Raw genomic sequence first — 16680 nt, forward strand, 5'->3', positions numbered from 1 at the left:
AATTTTGCATTTAAGTAAAAACCTGCTTCGTCCTGCTTTTTTGATCTGAATTAACTCAGAATTATGGAAACTGCTTCGGTCAATTTGATGACGGATGATAAAAAGGCAAGCAATGTAAAAAGACTTGCCTCAATGGACGCGCTCCGTGGTTTTGATATGCTGATGATTTCAGGAGGTGGGGCCTTCATTTATCTTTTGGGAGGAAAGACAGGGTTCGATTCTATCGACGCCATTTCTGCGCAATTCGTTCATCCCGAATGGCATGGTTTCACATTCTACGATTTCATTTTTCCTTTATTCCTTTTTCTGGCAGGCGCATCACTATCTTTTAGCTTAACCAGCGGCCTTTCGAAAGGAATTCCTAAATCTGAGCTGATAAGCAAGACATTCAAGCGAATGTTGATCCTTATTGCATTAGGCATACTTGACAAAAATGCACCCATTGATTTATTTGATCCTGCTCAGATTCGCTACGGAAGTGTTTTGGGTAGAATAGGCCTTGCAACATTTATTGGAGCCATTCTTTATCTGAATTTTTCATTTACAAATAGAATCTGGGTTGCGGTTTCCACATTGTTACTCTACTATTTGGCATTAATTGTGATCCCAGTTCCAGGCTATGGGTCGGGGGACCTTTCTTTCGAAGGAAATCTGGTAGGATGGTTTGACCGAAATTTTATGCCGGGAAAACTGAAACAAGGCACTTACGATGAGTTAGCATTATTAACTCAGTTTCCGGCTATTTGCTTAACATTATTCGGGACAATTGCAGGTGATATCCTGCTCCGCAGTCAGGTTACCAGAGATAAATTGAAGCAACTTTTCCTTTGCGGACTTATCGGGATCATTACTGGCCTGATCTGGAATCTTGTTTTTCCGATTAACAAACATCTTTGGTCGAGTTCATTCATTATGCTTACATCAGGAATGGCATTCACACTGTTGGCCACTTTCTACTGGATTATCGATGTGAAAGGTTACAAGAAGTGGGCTTTCTTTTTTCAGGTGATTGGGATGAATTCCTTAGTCATTTACCTCGCCGTTCGGTTTATAGATTTCAATGCTTCTTCAAAACTACTTTTTGAAGGATTGTACAAGTATGCTCCTGAAAAGTGGCATGAAGTATTTAACGCGCTGGGAGGATTTGTTATCGTTTGGTTCTTCCTATATTTCCTCTATCGAAATAAAATATTTGTAAAAGTCTAGTCAATGAGCGAAACGCTCCTGCCAAGATAATTGCCATATTTCTTGGCTTCCGTGGTAATTAACTTGATTTTCGCTTTCGTAAATTTCTCGAAGGGTGAAATTTCGATTGAAATCTTATCTTTTTTTAGAATCCGTTTCCAGAGACCTTTCACTTTTCCGTCCACGACGATGGTGGGCATGAACATTCCATTGTTACCAGGCACTATTTTGCCAGCGTGCTGAGCTTCTAATAGTAATGTCCGGTCTGTGTATCCTAGCATATATTCGTCGAAACCGGGCAGTAGAAAGATGGATTGACCAGCATTAATTTCGGGACGCCCGGCTTCTACCCAATACATTTTACCGTCAAATTCTATCCGTTCCAACATAGTCAAAACAGCATTTAACCCTTCTTTTGCATCTGAGATCTTTAATCCGGACCACCAGACGAAATCGTTTAACGTCGCAGGACCATGACTTTTGAAGTATCGTAATGCTAATTCTGCCAAAGCCTCCTTTCCTTCCAGATTTTTGGAAACAGTAATCCATTCATCCAGCAGTGCATAAGTTGGTTGCTTTTCATTATGAACGCCGTGACAGAGAACTTGTTTTTGCGCCAGATAATTAATGATATGAATTCCTCTTTGACCCGCAGTCGTGATGTCGGCATTCTCCCAAATTGCATACACTTCGCTTCGCATTAACTGCTTTCCACCTTCCATCGCCCTCACGAGCAAATCATGACTTTTATTAAAGATTGTTTCATCCAATTCCAGCTGACGATTGCGGCCCGCTGATCCTGAAATGATCCTTGGCGTAAGCAGTTTTAACATCCATCTGACGTCGTCAGCAGCAACGAAATGCAATGTGCCTCGCATAGGCCAGGTTCTCACAATTGCTCTTCGTGCGATCGCTTCATCAATGTCTGCCTCCCTGCTATGCGGCAGCCGCAATCCCAAAGACCATTTTGCACCTGCATAGTCCTGCGCCTGGATAGCGCCCATCCAGCTAACAACGTCCTCCGGGGATTTGGACGGGTTATGAGAAATCTGTTGATTGTAAAGGCGCAATAATATGATTTCGTCAAGCGTCATATTAGTGATCGTAACCGTTCAAAGAACTTACTTAATTAAGCATTTTTCAGATATATTTCCGCCCACCGCAAGTCTTCCGGTGTAGTGATTTTTATATTTTCGTAAGATCCGGGAATCAAATGGATCGGGTAAGCAGCAGCTTCTAAAACGCTTGCACAATCCGTGAATTGATCGCTGTAACCCGTTTCAAACGCTTTTCGCATCCAATCCAGGCGAAATGTTTGTGGCGTCTGGATCATTTGGAAGTTGTTCCTATCCATGGCTGCGTTGTCACCATTTGTCTCTACTTTTCTAATAGAATCTTTAAGCGGGACGCCTGTAACTGCGCTGCCGTTTTCAGCAGCCTTTGCAAAACTTGCGGCAATAATTTCATTGCTGATTATTGGCCTTACGCCATCATGTACTGCAACCAGGCCACTATTCTCCTGAATGCTTCTTAATCCATTCTTAACCGAGGAAAAGCGGGAGTCTCCGCCTGCAACCAATGTATATGTGATTGAAAATAAATGATGCTCACAAAGCTGCGTCCAAAAGGTCATTTGGTCATTGGGAAGCACTAAGATGATAGTTAATGTTTCCGAATATTTTCTGAAAGCATTAATGGTGTGCATTAGTATAGGAAGACCATTGATCTTTATAAACTGTTTAGGAATATCGCTTTTCATGCGACTCCCACTTCCTCCCGCAACAATTATAGCGTATTCTTGCATAGTAATTATAAAAAAAATGGTCATTTATGCATCAGGAAATCACATCCTTGACCACAAATGACCATCTTGAATTTTTATTTAAAGCTTAAATTATCAGCATCGCATCGCCATAGGTGAAAAACTTATATTTTTCCTTAATAGCGAGGTCGTAAGCTTTCATCACAAGGTCAAAACCGCCAAACGCGCAAGCAGACATCAGCAAAATTGACTCAGGAAGCTGGAAGTTCGATAATAGTGCGGTGGCAATTTTGAAATCGTAAGGCGGAAATACAAACCGATCCGTCCACCCTTCAACAGCCTTCAAATGTCCGCTTGCGGAAACCGACGATTCCACTGCCTTCAATGAAGTTGTTCCTACTGCACAAATGCGTTTTTTGTTGTCAATTGCTGCATTCACAATGTCAGCACTGCTTTGTGTGATCCTGTAATTTTCTGAATCTGTTTTATGTTTCGTCAGATCCTCCACATCTACGGTCCGGAATGTGCCCAAGCCCACGTGCAATGTTACAGGAGCAAAATTTACGCCTTTGATCTCTAAGCGCTTCATAATTGCCTTTGTAAAGTGCATACCGGCGGTCGGAGCGGCTACTGCACCAACGTGTTCAGCAAAGATGGTTTGAAAACGCTCTCTGTCCGAAGTTTCAACTTTACGTCTTGAAATAATTTCGGGAGGAAGCGGCGTTTCGCCTAGTTCGTCGACCAATTTCATGAACGCGTCATTATCGCCATCATATAAGAAACGGATCGTACGGCCGCGTGATGTTGTATTATCAATTACCTCAGCAACCAGGTCGCTGTCTCCAAAATAAAGTTTATTACCAACCCGGATTTTACGTGCCGGATCAACCAAAACGTCCCAAAGGCGCATTTCACGGTTAAGTTCACGCAAAAGAAACACTTCTATTTTTGCGCCGGTCTTTTCTTTTTGCCCATACAGACGAGCTGGAAATACTTTGGTATCATTAATCGCCATTACATCGCCGTCATCAAAATAGTTGATAAGGTCAGCAAAGGTTTTATGTTCTATTTCTCCTGTTTTACGATGGACAACCATTAAGCGGGATTCGCCGCGGTCTGAGGGATGAAGTGCAATTAAACTTTGGGGGAGATCAAACTTAAATTCGGATAGCTTCATAGCTGAATATTCTGTAAATTTCTTTTGTAGTGAGCCAATAAGGCAATAGTGTACTTCTTATGAAAGAAATGTTGTGGGCTGGATTACTTGCATAGTTATTCCAAATTCTGTAATTTTTATGCAATCCAACATTCCAAAAAATTAAGACCGCAAAAGTAGGCAATTTTCGGGCAAAATGCAAGAGCTTATAGCGCTAATGATTGCGTAGACTGCGGAGCTTCCAGGAAGAAGCTTTTTTATTTTCAGAGGCACTTACAAACCCGGCTCCCGGCTCCGATTTTTTCAACAAAGAGGCACTTATGATGGCTGCTAATTTCAAGGCGTCCTCCTTAATTTCTCCAACCAGCATTTCAGGTTGAAAATGAGTTGACACAAAATTCGTATCAAATTCTCCTGAAACGAAAGCAGGATGATTCATTACAAACTTGCAAAAAGGCAATGTGGTCTGCACGCCGGAAATTTGATATTCATCAATGGCCCGGGTCATTTTCTGAATTGCTTCCTCCCGGTCAGCGCCGTAAGTGATCAACTTTGCGATCATTGGGTCATAATAGATCGGAATATCCATGCCCTGTTCAAATCCATCATCGACACGGACCCCGTTTCCGTCCGGCTTCATGTATGTATGCAATGTTCCAACGTCTGGCAGGAAATTGTTGGAGGCGTCTTCCGCATAGACGCGCACCTCAATCGCATGTCGTTTAATGCTCAAATCCCTTTGTTTGATGGCCAGCGGCTTCCCTTCTGCTATGTAGATCATTTGCTTTACCAAATCAACTCCTGTAATTTCCTCAGTAACAGGATGTTCTACTTGGAGCCGCGTGTTCATTTCCAAAAAGTAAAAGTTTCCCTTTTCATCCAGGATAAACTCGACTGTTCCTGCTCCGTAATATCCGCATGATTTGGCCACATCAATGGCGCAGCGTCCCATTTCCACCCTGGTTTCATTGCTGATAGAAATAGACGGCGCTTCCTCGATCACTTTTTGGTGACGGCGCTGGATGGAACATTCCCGTTCAAATAAATGGATAATGTTGCCATGCTGGTCGCCCAGTATCTGAATTTCAATGTGTTTGGGAGATGTAATGTATTTTTCGATAAACACGGAGCCGTCGCCAAAAGAAGTTTGCGCCTCGCTAACGGCCCTGTCCATTTGTTCATCAAAATCGATTTCATTATCAACCACCCGCATGCCTTTGCCGCCACCTCCGGCAGACGCCTTGATCAGGATCGGATAGCCAATTTCCCTGGCCCGCGTTTTGGCCTCTGCACGGTCGGTTATAGCCATCTCGGTTCCAGGCACCATTGGAATGTTATATTGGCTGGCTGCTTGTTTCGCGGCCAGCTTTCTGCCCATAACCTCAATTGCTTCCGGCGATGGCCCGATGAAAATGATGCCCGCTCCCTGCACCATTTTAGCAAAGCCTGCATTCTCGGACAAGAACCCATACCCCGGATGTATGGCGTCAACGTTCAAATCTTTACAAACCTGAATTATTTTGTCACCTCTTAAATACGACTCCGAAGATGGCGCAGGGCCAATGCATATGGCTTCATCGGCATAGCGCACGTGTGGAGATTTCCTGTCTGCCTCACTAAAAACGGCAACCGTCGCAATGTTCATTTCCCGGGCTGTCCGCATGATCCGCAAGGCAATTTCCCCGCGATTGGCAACCAGGATTTTTTTTATTGAGCGCATGAAATGATTCAAATTTTGGTGGTAAGCTGTGAAATGAGGAGCTCTATGAAAAGTAGCATGTTTATTATTTTGCTAACTTACAGTTTATCCTATTGTTGACATAGTATTAAAGTAAGCGCAAATTTTTTAATTTTGCATTTATCTAACATTTTTGTATTAATTGGTTACCCACATAAAATAAAAGCGAGTGGATATTTTCGAGAAATTGCGCAACAATTCTGGTCCCATTGGGACACCAGCCAAAATGCTGAACAGTCACCACTATTTTTCTTTTCCCATGTTGGAAGGAGAGTTGGGTCCGCGCATGAGATTTATGGGTCGTGAGGTGTTGAATTGGAGCCTGAACAATTATTTGGGATTGGCCAATCATCCGGAAATTAGACAAGCTGATACCGAAGCAACTGCGAAATGGGGCCTGGCCTATCCGATGGGGGCCAGAATGATGTCTGGAAACTCAACGCTTCATGAGACTTTTGAGAAAGAACTGGCTGAATTTGTAGGCAAAAAAGACGCTTTCCTCCTGAACTACGGATATCAGGGTGTAATGTCTGCGATTGAATGTATTTGTGACCACCGCGACGTAATTGTTTACGATGCAGAATCGCATGCATGTCTGATCGACGGAATTCGCTTGCACAAAGCCAAATTGGGTGAATACTACAAGTTCAACCATAATGATATGGCGAGCCTTGAAAAAAACCTGATCCGCGCTACAAAGCTGGCCAATGAAAAAGGAGGCGGCGTGCTGGTCATTACCGAAGGTGTTTTTGGTATGTCAGGTAAGGTGGGCGATCTGAAAGCAATCGTTGAACTGAAGAAAAAATATGATTTCCGTCTACTTGTAGACGACGCGCATGGCTTCGGAACAATGGGTGAGACCGGTGCAGGAGTAGGAGAGCTTTTGGGCGTGCAAAAGGAGGTTGATTTATACTTCTCAACATTTGCCAAATCCATGGCTGCTATTGGTGGTTTCATTGCTTCCGACGATCCCGAGATCATTATGTTCCTCAAATACAACATGCGCTCGCAAACTTACGCGAAGGCACTTCCAATGCCATACGTAGAAGGTTGCCGCAAGCGCCTGGAGATGATCAAGACAATGCCTGAGCTGCGTACGAAGCTTTGGGAGAATGTGAAGGCGATGCAGGATGGTTTAAGAGGAAGAGGTTTCAACATAGGTGAAACGGAATCGCCGGTGACACCTGTTTTCCTTCATAGTGAAGGCGGTGTTCCCGAAGTAACGCGGATGGTTCGTGATTTACGCGAGAACATGGGCGTTTTTTGCTCGATCGTTGTTTATCCGGTTGTACCGAAAGGTCAGATCATGCTGCGCATCATTCCTACTGCTGCGCATACACTGGAAGATGTAGAATATACGTTGAATGCATTCACAACTTTGGCAGACAAACTTAAAAACAGGGTTTACCAAATTGAAGATGTGCAGGAGGTTGTAGAATAAGAAATATGCATTATTTGCTTTCTGAGGGCTTTTTTAAAAAAGGCCCTCTTTTTTTTGATTTTATTTTGAAATTTTAATAATATCTAATTGTCTGGTTTTTAGGTGTTTATATGTTTGCAATTAATTAATTGTATTTTAGAAGTGTTTTTTTTTGTTTTTTGGGTTGCGGAAATGCTTTTAATTACTAAATTTCGGTCAAAACATGCGTTTTTGGCGTGTAAAAGGCATTTTTAAACTAAAAAACAAACACAAACATGGCAAGATTTGATGAAGTTAAAGATTTGATCCTTTCGCTTGAGGGCGATTTCGATAAGTTCTATGCAAAAGGCAACCAGGCAGCTGGAACACGTGTTCGTAAAGGAATGCAAGACCTGAAAACATTAGCTCAGGATATCCGTGCCGAAGTTCAAAACAAAAAGAACACAGGAGACGAATAACATTGATATAAAGGCCCGGGCATTCCTGTCCGGGCTATTTATTTTAGAACTTCTCTTTATTAATCATCGTCGCAATCCCGCGCGTGACCACTTTCTTCGTCGTTGCATCCACAATCTCCGTGGAAATTTCCGCAATGTGCTTTTCCGCATCAATGGTTTTAATGGTAAACACCGCCTTATAGTCCGTTTCAACGAACATAGGACGCAGGAATTCCAGTGTCTGTTTCAGATAAATGGAACCGAAACCAGGAAATTGTGTTCCTAACACTTTTGTAAAAATAGTGGCGCCCAGCATGCCATGAATGATCGGCTTTTTGAAAGAAGTCGTCGCTGCAAATTCGGCGTCAAGGTGGATCGGATTGTTATCCCCGGTCAGGTCTGCAAAGCGTTGGACTTCCTCCTGGGTTAACCGGAACGGCTGCTCAAAACTACTATCAACAACAGGTTCAATATTCATAAAATCATTATTACAGTAAGAAAAACCCAAAATTCGCTCAATTATCCGATTGTTGCAAACGAACCGTTTGGTGTTGCCGGCTGGCCCATAAACAAAAGAAGCCGTCCCGGATCGGGGCGACTTCTTTTGCTATTTATATATGTTGGTTACTCTTCTGTTTCCTCCGTTATAACCGTAACGCCGTCTTCTAATGCTACACCTTCAATAATCTTCGGTGCCCTGGCATTGTTACGTTTGTCTTTGAATTTCTTAACCTGCATTTTCAATGTATCTATTGCTAAATCAGTTGCTTCCTCAAACGTCGTCCCTTGCTCCCTCACAAACATGGTCCCTCCCGGAACATATAGTTTAACTTCTAGAAGTTTGGTCTGTAACTTGGCATTGTCACTTTTATCCAATTTCAAAAACACCTCTCCGCTGGTTATACGATCATAAAACGTATCAAGTTTATCTAATTTTTGTTGAATAAAGCTCAACAACTTAGGATCGGCGTCAAAATGAATTGCTTGCATCTGCAGTCTCATAAGCACTTTGTTTTAAGGTAAAACATATTTTACAACCGTTCTATCAACATGTATGCCGGGGTCGCCAATACAGTTCAGATCAACTCAACCCAATCTCAGAACTCCCCCCAAACACCATTTTTGATCCTAACGGTATATTAAATAAAGGGAAATAATAGGGTAATGTCAAGTAAACCGGTTTGTTTTTGAATATATTTCTTTTACCTCAAAAGTGTAGAAATAATCCGTCAAGCCTCTTCCAGAAGTGTCCGAAAAGATACATACTGACCACTAAACCGGGCATGATGGCGCTCCTGCAATTCTGCCTGAAAGTGGGTCTGGTACGCTAAGAAATCTTCCATCGTGCGGAACGAAAATTGGGACGTGTAAGTCGATCCTTCGTTTTCGATCTCAGTGAGTAAGCGCAGCAGTTTGCATTCAAGCGGCAGTTTTGTGGCCAGGATTTCGGGGATATGGACGCTCTTCATATAGTGCAGCCAATCCTTTTCGGCAGCATAACTAATGTTGATCGTAATGTTAAATATGATCATGATATTTTAAATTTTTAGGACTTTTTGTTGTGCAAATATCAAGCATAATGCCCGATTGAGCGTTACATTTGCATACTTTTACTTATTCACCATAAACTGATTGATTATGAACGCGCTTATACGTGCCCACTCAGGCCTCCGTTATGTAGTGTTGGCACTCTTGATTGCCGCGATATTTACTGCTTATTCTAATTGGCAGAAAGGCGCTTCGGGCGATAGCAAGATATATCTGTTCGCATTCATTGCAACACATACGCAGTTGCTGCTCGGGCTGATCCTTTATACCATGAGCGCGAAAGTGAATTTTGATCTGATCAGCGAGAAGGTTTTTCGTTTCTATTCGATCGAGCACATATTCATGATGCTGATCGCCATCGTGCTGATTACGGTAGGAAGAATAAGGTCGAAGAAACTGTCTGGCCCAGCCAAGCATAGAACGGTGCTTTACTTTTACACAATGGGCTTGATCATTATACTGGTGGCTATTCCCTGGCCTTTCAGAAACCTCGGCTCCGGCTGGTTCTGATCAGGAACATTGAATTTTGGTTAAAAGGCTTTCCAAACCGGCAGCATTGTCTCCGATTTGGAAAGCCTTTCTCTTATCCAAACAAATCGCTGGACAAATAGCGGTCGCCGCGGTCGCAGATGATACAAACGATTACGCCTTCCTTTAATTCTTTCGCCAGTTCCACGGCAGCCCAGGTTGCGCCACCGCTGCTCATTCCCGCAAAAACGGCCTCTTCCCGTGCCAGTTTTCTGGTCATCAGTACGGCATCGTTCTGGGTAACCTCCATTACGCGGTCAACGCGGTTTCTTTCAAAAATTTTAGGCAGATATTCAACCGGCCATTTTCTGATGCCCGGAATGCTCGATCCATCCGTCGGCTGACAGCCTACGATCTGAATGTCCGGGTTCTGCTCTTTCAAATAACGCGAAACGCCCATAATGGTGCCGGTCGTGCCCATGGAAGAAACAAAATGCGTGATGGCTTGATGTGTATCGTTATAAATTTCCGGTCCGGTTGTGTTGTAATGTGCTTTCCAGTTATCCGCGTTCGCAAATTGATTCAGCATAAAATAACCACCGGCAGCCGCTTTTTCCTCGGCAATGTCACGAGCACTCTCCATTGTTTCGGAGAGGACCACTTTTGCGCCATAAGCTTCCATAGTCAGCACGCGCTCTTTCGTTGAGCTTTGGGGCATAATGAGCTCAATTTCAAGATCAAACAAACGGGCAATCATCGCCAGCGCAATACCCGTATTTCCACTTGTGGCTTCAATCAGCTTGGTTCCCGACGTAACTTCGCCGCGGTCCATAGCGCCTTTAATCATACTGAATGCAGCACGGTCCTTCACGCTTCCGCCGGGATTGTTGCCTTCCAGCTTACCAAATATTTTTACGTCTGGATTGGGATTGATTTTTTTTAATTCAACAAGGGGTGTGTTACCAACCAGATCTAGCAGTGAGAACATGTATTATTATTTTGTACTGGTAAAAAATGCAAGGGTGCCAATCAAGAAATGTGAAACAGAACTGCCGTGAGTTCCACCCGGAATCGTCGTCAGCGTCACATTTGCACCCAATGCTTTCATTGTATCGTGAGCTTTTACCGAATTAAAATAAAAGACCAAATCGTCTTTATCCCCGTGATATAGCTGTACGGGCACTTTTGGCTTCCAGTTGTAGACATCATTATCGGCAATAGCTTTGATAAACTTCTCGTCTTTCCCATCATTCAGATCTTTTTTAAAGCTTTCATTCAAAGCGGAATCGAAACTTTGGTTGATAGGAGCTGAAATTCCATTGGCCGTAATGTTCGTTGCAAACGGCTCTTTAAAATAATAGGATGCCGGGCGGTTCAATCCATAAATCCGGTCATAAGTTAGCAAAACCCAGGTGTAAAGTGCATTTGAAGAAGCACTCCCATGCGTTTTTGTATTGATGATGTGTTCCATAAAGGCGGTTTTGTCATAAGCGCCCGCGCCGCAGCTGGAAGCCCTTAAATTGAATTCACCAGCCGCCTCTTCCTCGATCATTTTATGCAGGGACATTGTAGCATAACCGCCCTCACTATATCCGGCTATGTATAATTTTTCATCCCATGTCACTTCGGTCTGCCCTTTCAGAAATTCCTTTGCAGCCCGAAGCATATCCAGCGAAGCGGACGCCAGACTGGCCCGGTGTTCGTAAGGGTGAGGAAGATCCTTGGAAGCGCCATAGCCGATGTAATCCGGGTAGGCGATAATGTAGCCCATAGATCCGAACAATGCCCCAAACGAAGCCGCTTCGGCGCCATCAGCAAAATTAGAAGGGGCAGATGCATCCTCTCGAATCGTGCCATGCTGCACGCTGATTATCGATGCCGGGTTAGCCGTTGAGGGCAATATCAATGCACCGGAAGCCATAATGTCGGTTCCGTCTGTATTCTTAGTCTTGTAAGTAATTTTGTAAACCTTAATGCCATTTTTGACATATCCCACCAAAATAGGATTCAAGTCGCCTGCTTTTTGCGCAACCTGCTCTTTGGTAAGCTCGGTAATGACATTGCTTTCCTCGAGATATTCGTTCTCAACCGGTGGGTCAATGGGCTGGGGTTTATCGTCCTTGCAGGAATAAAGCAGCAATAAACTCCAAACAAGAAGGAAGGATAATCTTCTCTGAAACACTACGATCGTAAATTTTTGCATAATTTTAGAAAACAGGTCATCGTTCAAGTTTAGATAACGAACGATGACCTGTTTTAGATCGGGAAACTGTGAATTTTCTGACTTAAATTTTTCCCATATACCAGTGAATCATCCGAGCGGATGCATCCGGCCGCTCAACCATTCCCAAATGGCCCGCTTCGGCCAGAATGAAAGGATAGCTTTGCTTCGGAAATTCGGATAATGTGATCACGCTTTCAAAGGGAATGAGCTTATCCAGCATCCCGATAATGAACAAGACCGGGAAAGGCATGCGCGTCAGCACGGCCGTGCGGTCGGGCCGGTTGCGCATAGCAATAATGCCCGCAATAAGGGCGTCTGCGGGAAGTTTTCCGAAATGGATAATGTGCTCTTTAACGCGGTCCGGAAAAAGTTCTTTATAACGATCTCCAAAAAGGTTGCCTGCTGTATTTTTCACGAAAGCCTCAGTTCCATGATTTTTCAGTAATTCAATGGTCTGGTTGCGCTGATGTTTTTTTGCCTCATCGTCTGCGTAGGCAGTGGAGTGAAACAGCCCGAAGCCTTCGAGCATGTCCAGGTATTTGTCTGCGAATGCGAGGGCGATGTAGCCGCCCATCGAATGGCCGATCAATGTGCATTTCGTAATGTTTGCGTTGGTCAGAAACCGGTGCAATTCGTCTGCATAATCTTCAACAGACTGGCAGAATGTAAATAAGGAAATGTTGGGCCTGACTATTGTAAAATCTTCATTAAGCGCGGCATCAAGGTTATCCCAAATCGTATCATCTATGCCATGTCCGTGCAGCAATACCAAAGTTTTCCGGTGTAGATTCATATAGATTTGCTTTCAAGGTTGAGAACTTGTTTGGCTAAATATACATAAACCTGAGGCTTTCCGGGCTTTTTTAAGCGAATAGATTGGGTTGCAGGTGCTGGTTTCCCTTATTTTCAAGTGGCCATTTCTTCTTCCCGCAATGCTCTTCTGAGAATTTTGCCGACATTAGTTTTGGGCAATTCACTTCTGAATTCTATGCGCCGCGGGATCTTGTAACCGGTTAGATTTTCCTTGCAAAATGCCTTCACTTTCTCTTCCGTCAGCTCGGGATCTTTTTTTACAATGAAGATTTTTACCATCTCACCTGATTTTTCATCCGGCACACCTACACAGGCAACTTCCAATACACCAGGACATTGTGAAACCACTTCTTCAATCTCATTCGGATACACATTAAAACCTGAGACCAGGATCATGTCCTTCTTCCGGTCCACGATTTTGAAAAAGCCGTCCTCATCCTCATATCCGATATCTCCTGTCTTGAACCACCGGCCTCCTTCATCTTCAAAGATCACTTTCACAGTTTCGTCCGGGCGGTTGTAGTAACCCAGCATAATTTGCGGCCCTCGTGCACATATTTCTCCTTTTTCGCCCAAGGGCGCCCAGGTTTCATCATCTTTCAGGATGCGCATTTCTGTGCTCGGAAACGGAAGCCCTATTGTGCCTGACTTGTGATGATCATCCAGCGGATTGACAGAAAGCACCGGAGAAGTTTCGGATAATCCGTAACCTTCCACCAGCGGGCAGCCTGTAATTTTTTCCCAGCGCTCGGCCACCACTTTTTGCAAGGCCATGCCTCCCGCAATGGTTATTTTTAGTTCGGAAAAATCAATGGAGCTGAAATCGGGATTATTCAGCAGACCATTGAACAATGTGTTCAGGCCAGGGAAAATGTGAAATTTGAATTTCTTGAGTTCCTTTACAAATGCCGGAAGATCTTTCGGATTTGTGATCAGAATATTCAGCGCACCCCATTTGATGCCGCATAATCCGTTAATGGTTAATGCAAAAACATGATATAATGGCAATGCGCCTACGATAGTAAGCTGCCCCGTTGCAGGCGAGCGCCTCATTTTAGACATTAACCACTCATTAATGCCCTCCACATTGGCTATCAGGTTGCGGTGGGTGAGCATAGCGCCTTTTGAAACGCCGGTTGTGCCACCTGTATATTGAATGAAAGCAATGTCAATTCCGGAAACATTTGGTCTCTTATATTCACGACCGGCGCCGATGGAAAGGGCTTTTGAAAAGGAAACGGCTTCCGGAACATGGTATTTCGGGACCATCTTCTTCACATATTTTACCACTGCATTCACGATCAGCTTTTTGGGGAAACCCAAGAGATCGCCGATTTCCGTGATGATGATGTGCTGAATGTTCGTGTTAGCAATTATTTTTTCCAGATTAACCGCAAAATTCGCCAGAATCACAACCGCTTTAGCTCCCGAATCTTTGAACTGATGCTGCATTTCCCGCGGCGTATAAAGGGGATTGGTATTTACGATCACCAAGCCTGCACGCAACGCGCCCATCATGGCCACCGGATATTGCAGCAAATTCGGCATTTGAATGGCGATGCGGTCGCCCTGAACCAAACCAAGTCCTTGTAAATACGCTGCAAAATTTTTGGATAATTCGTCAACCTGCCCAAATGTAAGCTGCTTATCCATGTTGGTGTAAGCAGGCTTATCCGCATTTTCACGGAAACTTATTTCCATCATTTCGACGAGGGAAACGTATGCATCAGGGTTTATTTCATAGGGAATGCCTTCGGGATAATTTTTCAGCCACGGATAGGTTTCCTTTGATATAGCGATCATAGTTCAAGGTGGGAAAAGGTTGCAAAACGGGTGTTTTCTTAAAATCAAGGTAATCAATAACCAAGAAAATTATTGATCCTGTCCAATAAATTTTTTGAAAAACAATAATTCTTTATGATAACGCGAAAGTGCTTAAAGAATTATTTCCGTGCCAGTTCCCACCTCCAGAGTGGTCCATCGTCCGGATCATTAATGTCCTCAATTTGTTTAAAACCTATTTTTTCAAGGATTTTAACCGAGGCGTTTTCCTCTCTTAGTGTATGCGCGACTACTTTATGAACGCCGGGCTGACCAAATGCATGGGCCGTAAGCCCTTTGGCCGTTTCAGCACCCAAACCCTTCGATCTGTAAGAGGACATAATCTCGTACCCGATCTCGACCATTCCATTGGCATCGGGTTCGCCTTTGTAGCCGCATGAGCCGATGAGTATATTGTCGGGAACGTGTATAATCAAATAAACCCACCAGTCTCTCAAAGGAGGGTGGGCTTTCCAGCGATGGTAAGAGGGAGTAAAAGTGTCCCGGAACTCGGTCCACTTCTTGGGGACATTAACACCCATGACGCGCGCTAATGTGTTATTACCCATGCGGATGGCGTCAAAAAGCGTATCGTCGCAGGGCACAATCCTTAAATTGGGGGTTAGAATCATATCAATAATTTAACCCCCAATTTAGAACATTATGAGTTGTTTTCGTCAAACCGGTCTGTTATTGCTTTACGGATGGCCTGGTGGGGGCGCATCCCGGTGCTTCGTGAACGGGGAACTGCCCTGTCCGCGGAAGCATTGGATTTGGCGCGTAATGCAAGGTTGGAAACCGTTAAATGGCTGTTTCTCCAGGCATCATATTCTTCCTCGCCCATCACATCCCTGCTAACCTGCCCGTGCGCATAACCGTCGCCGTAAGAATGTACGCGGCTGTCGGTTAATGTTTGCCTGCGTTCTGCTTCCAGGTTTTCAATCTCAGCTTTGATGGCAGCTTCCTCCTGTTTCAATTCTTCCAGAGCGGGCATTACTGCGATGTCATTTTCGAGAATGCTTTTTTGTGTTAAATGTGCTGTAAGCGCTTCCTGTAACGGCTCCATTTGTTTTAAAATGCGTTTTCTTCTGCGTTTTAAGCGCCATAACTTCGGGTCAATTTGCAGCCATCGATACCAGAATCCCTGTAAGACGGGTAATGCCATACCTAGTGAAACCGCACCTGCAATCGCAAATAGCACACCGCTTAATACGAAAGAAAGCAACGCCCACGGGCTATTGACGAGATCCAGGTTCAGTTGATCGGAGTTACGCAGTGCTTCTTCAATCTTATTAGTCAGCTCAGGACTATTTACAGGCGCACCTGTAAGTGGGTCTACTGCATTCAATTGCAGATTTTTTACCGATTTATTGATCGCTTCTTTCAATTTATCGGTCCGGTAAGCTTCATAACGAAACCAGCCTAAAATGATCAATGTAACAATGGTGAAAATGGAGAGAACCAGTTTGAAACCTGCATAGCGTGACCTTGCTTTCGGCGTTTCATTTTTTTGATACGGTCCTTCCACCAAGCGGTCATAGGCTGGTTTTAAAAGGATTGACAACATGGCCAAACCAATTGCAAATGCCCAGGCTTCATTGGAATTTCGAATGTTCAGCGCATAAGCCACAATTTCGTGCGAAATGATCAGGTCACCCGCGATGAATGATATACCCGCTGCCAGAAATATAAGCCCCGCTATTAAGGAATATGATGGCGCCTTGTTGGTTCGCTTCTCTCTTAACTCCTCTGTTATAAAGTCAATCTCAGCAATGGATTTCTCGCTGTCCTGCACTTTTTTGGCAGTATTGTTGAGGCCCATTACTTCATTTTGAAGCTTGTCATAAGCCGTTTTATGCTGCCGGATGGTTTCCTGCTGTTTATTTTTTACCGAAAAAAGTTCTTCTTTTTTGGTATTAATTCTTTCAATAACCCAGTCGTGATTCACATTACTGGATAAGTATGCCTCGTACACCTGGCGGTCAATGCCCTCAATTCCACTGGAATATCCGTGTTGGTAATCACCGCCCTGGTTTGGATTCTGCTCGTTCATGACGTTTTGTATTTTGTATGATCGAAAATCATTTTTGGTAAATTATCAGGTTAGC

At 43.9% G+C, this 16680-nt stretch carries 17 protein-coding genes; 4 read left to right on the top strand and 13 right to left on the bottom strand.

The features are described 5' to 3' along the window. Nucleotides 1-63: 63 nt before the first annotated feature. The gene (locus tag NFI81_RS22365; protein WP_234615701.1) at nt 64-1206 is read left to right on the top strand and encodes an acyltransferase family protein; all 1143 of its coding nucleotides are present in this window, start codon (nt 64-66) and stop codon (nt 1204-1206) included. On the opposite strand, the gene NFI81_RS22370 is transcribed toward NFI81_RS22365, so the two are convergent. The 4 genes from NFI81_RS22370 to NFI81_RS22385 form a co-directional block, all read right to left on the bottom strand. After that, nucleotides 1203-2279, bottom strand: coding sequence for a winged helix DNA-binding domain-containing protein (locus tag NFI81_RS22370; RefSeq protein WP_234615702.1), 1077 nt, complete (start codon nt 2277-2279; stop codon nt 1203-1205). The genes NFI81_RS22365 and NFI81_RS22370 overlap by 4 nt on opposite strands. A gap of 35 nt (nt 2280-2314) precedes the next feature. Beyond that, nucleotides 2315-2989: a 2-C-methyl-D-erythritol 4-phosphate cytidylyltransferase gene (locus tag NFI81_RS22375; RefSeq protein WP_234615703.1), complete on the bottom strand. Its 675-nt coding sequence runs from the start codon at nt 2987-2989 to the stop codon at nt 2315-2317. Between the two features lie 85 nt (nt 2990-3074). Next, nucleotides 3075-4124: a tRNA preQ1(34) S-adenosylmethionine ribosyltransferase-isomerase QueA gene (gene queA / locus NFI81_RS22380; protein WP_234615704.1), complete on the bottom strand. Its 1050-nt coding sequence runs from the start codon at nt 4122-4124 to the stop codon at nt 3075-3077. A gap of 193 nt (nt 4125-4317) precedes the next feature. Beyond that, entirely contained in the window at nt 4318-5823 is a 1506-nt protein-coding gene (locus tag NFI81_RS22385) for an acetyl-CoA carboxylase biotin carboxylase subunit (RefSeq protein WP_234615705.1), read from the bottom strand. 187 nt (nt 5824-6010) lie between these two features. Between NFI81_RS22385 and NFI81_RS22390 the strand changes: the two genes are divergently transcribed. Further along, nucleotides 6011-7282, top strand: coding sequence for an aminotransferase class I/II-fold pyridoxal phosphate-dependent enzyme (locus NFI81_RS22390; RefSeq protein WP_234615706.1), 1272 nt, complete (start codon nt 6011-6013; stop codon nt 7280-7282). A 254-nt stretch (nt 7283-7536) separates the two neighbouring features. Further along, nucleotides 7537-7719 carry a BF3379 family histone-like protein gene (locus NFI81_RS22395; protein ID WP_234615707.1) on the top strand — a complete coding sequence of 61 codons (183 nt, stop codon included), beginning with the start codon at nt 7537-7539 and terminating at the stop codon, nt 7717-7719. 43 nt (nt 7720-7762) lie between these two features. On the opposite strand, the gene NFI81_RS22400 is transcribed toward NFI81_RS22395, so the two are convergent. The 3 genes from NFI81_RS22400 to NFI81_RS22410 form a co-directional block, all read right to left on the bottom strand. Further along, nucleotides 7763-8176: a MaoC family dehydratase gene (locus tag NFI81_RS22400; RefSeq protein WP_234615708.1), complete on the bottom strand. Its 414-nt coding sequence runs from the start codon at nt 8174-8176 to the stop codon at nt 7763-7765. Nucleotides 8177-8322: 146 nt separating this feature from the next. Further along, complete coding sequence (hpf, locus tag NFI81_RS22405) at nt 8323-8700, bottom strand: ribosome hibernation-promoting factor, HPF/YfiA family (protein ID WP_234608342.1); 378 nt, start codon at nt 8698-8700, stop codon at nt 8323-8325. Nucleotides 8701-8927: 227 nt separating this feature from the next. Further along, the gene (locus NFI81_RS22410) at nt 8928-9230 is read right to left on the bottom strand and encodes a DUF4286 family protein (protein WP_234615709.1); all 303 of its coding nucleotides are present in this window, start codon (nt 9228-9230) and stop codon (nt 8928-8930) included. A gap of 106 nt (nt 9231-9336) precedes the next feature. Here NFI81_RS22410 and NFI81_RS22415 point away from each other — a divergent pair, with 106 nt between their 5' ends. Beyond that, nucleotides 9337-9756, top strand: a complete 420-nt coding sequence (locus NFI81_RS22415; RefSeq protein WP_234615710.1) for a cytochrome B — start codon at nt 9337-9339, stop codon at nt 9754-9756. A 73-nt stretch (nt 9757-9829) separates the two neighbouring features. On the opposite strand, the gene cysM is transcribed toward NFI81_RS22415, so the two are convergent. The 6 genes from cysM to NFI81_RS22445 all read right to left on the bottom strand — a co-directional run bounded on the left by cysM (nt 9830) and on the right by NFI81_RS22445 (nt 16625). After that, nucleotides 9830-10702: a cysteine synthase CysM gene (gene cysM, locus NFI81_RS22420; protein ID WP_234615711.1), complete on the bottom strand. Its 873-nt coding sequence runs from the start codon at nt 10700-10702 to the stop codon at nt 9830-9832. Between the two features lie 6 nt (nt 10703-10708). Next, complete coding sequence (locus tag NFI81_RS22425) at nt 10709-11917, bottom strand: alpha/beta hydrolase family protein (RefSeq protein ID WP_234615712.1); 1209 nt, start codon at nt 11915-11917, stop codon at nt 10709-10711. Nucleotides 11918-11999: 82 nt separating this feature from the next. Beyond that, a complete protein-coding gene (locus NFI81_RS22430) occupies nt 12000-12731 on the bottom strand; it encodes an alpha/beta fold hydrolase (RefSeq protein WP_234615713.1) in 732 nt (243 codons plus the stop codon). 113 nt (nt 12732-12844) lie between these two features. Next, the gene (locus tag NFI81_RS22435) at nt 12845-14554 is read right to left on the bottom strand and encodes an AMP-binding protein (RefSeq protein ID WP_234615714.1); all 1710 of its coding nucleotides are present in this window, start codon (nt 14552-14554) and stop codon (nt 12845-12847) included. Between the two features lie 140 nt (nt 14555-14694). Then, nucleotides 14695-15204, bottom strand: coding sequence for a GNAT family N-acetyltransferase (locus NFI81_RS22440; protein ID WP_234615715.1), 510 nt, complete (start codon nt 15202-15204; stop codon nt 14695-14697). Between the two features lie 29 nt (nt 15205-15233). Beyond that, entirely contained in the window at nt 15234-16625 is a 1392-nt protein-coding gene (locus NFI81_RS22445; RefSeq protein ID WP_234615716.1) for a hypothetical protein, read from the bottom strand. Nucleotides 16626-16680: the final 55 nt, after the last annotated feature.

The organism is Dyadobacter fanqingshengii, assembly GCF_023822005.2.
Classification (GTDB): Bacteria; Bacteroidota; Bacteroidia; order Cytophagales; family Spirosomataceae; genus Dyadobacter; species Dyadobacter fanqingshengii.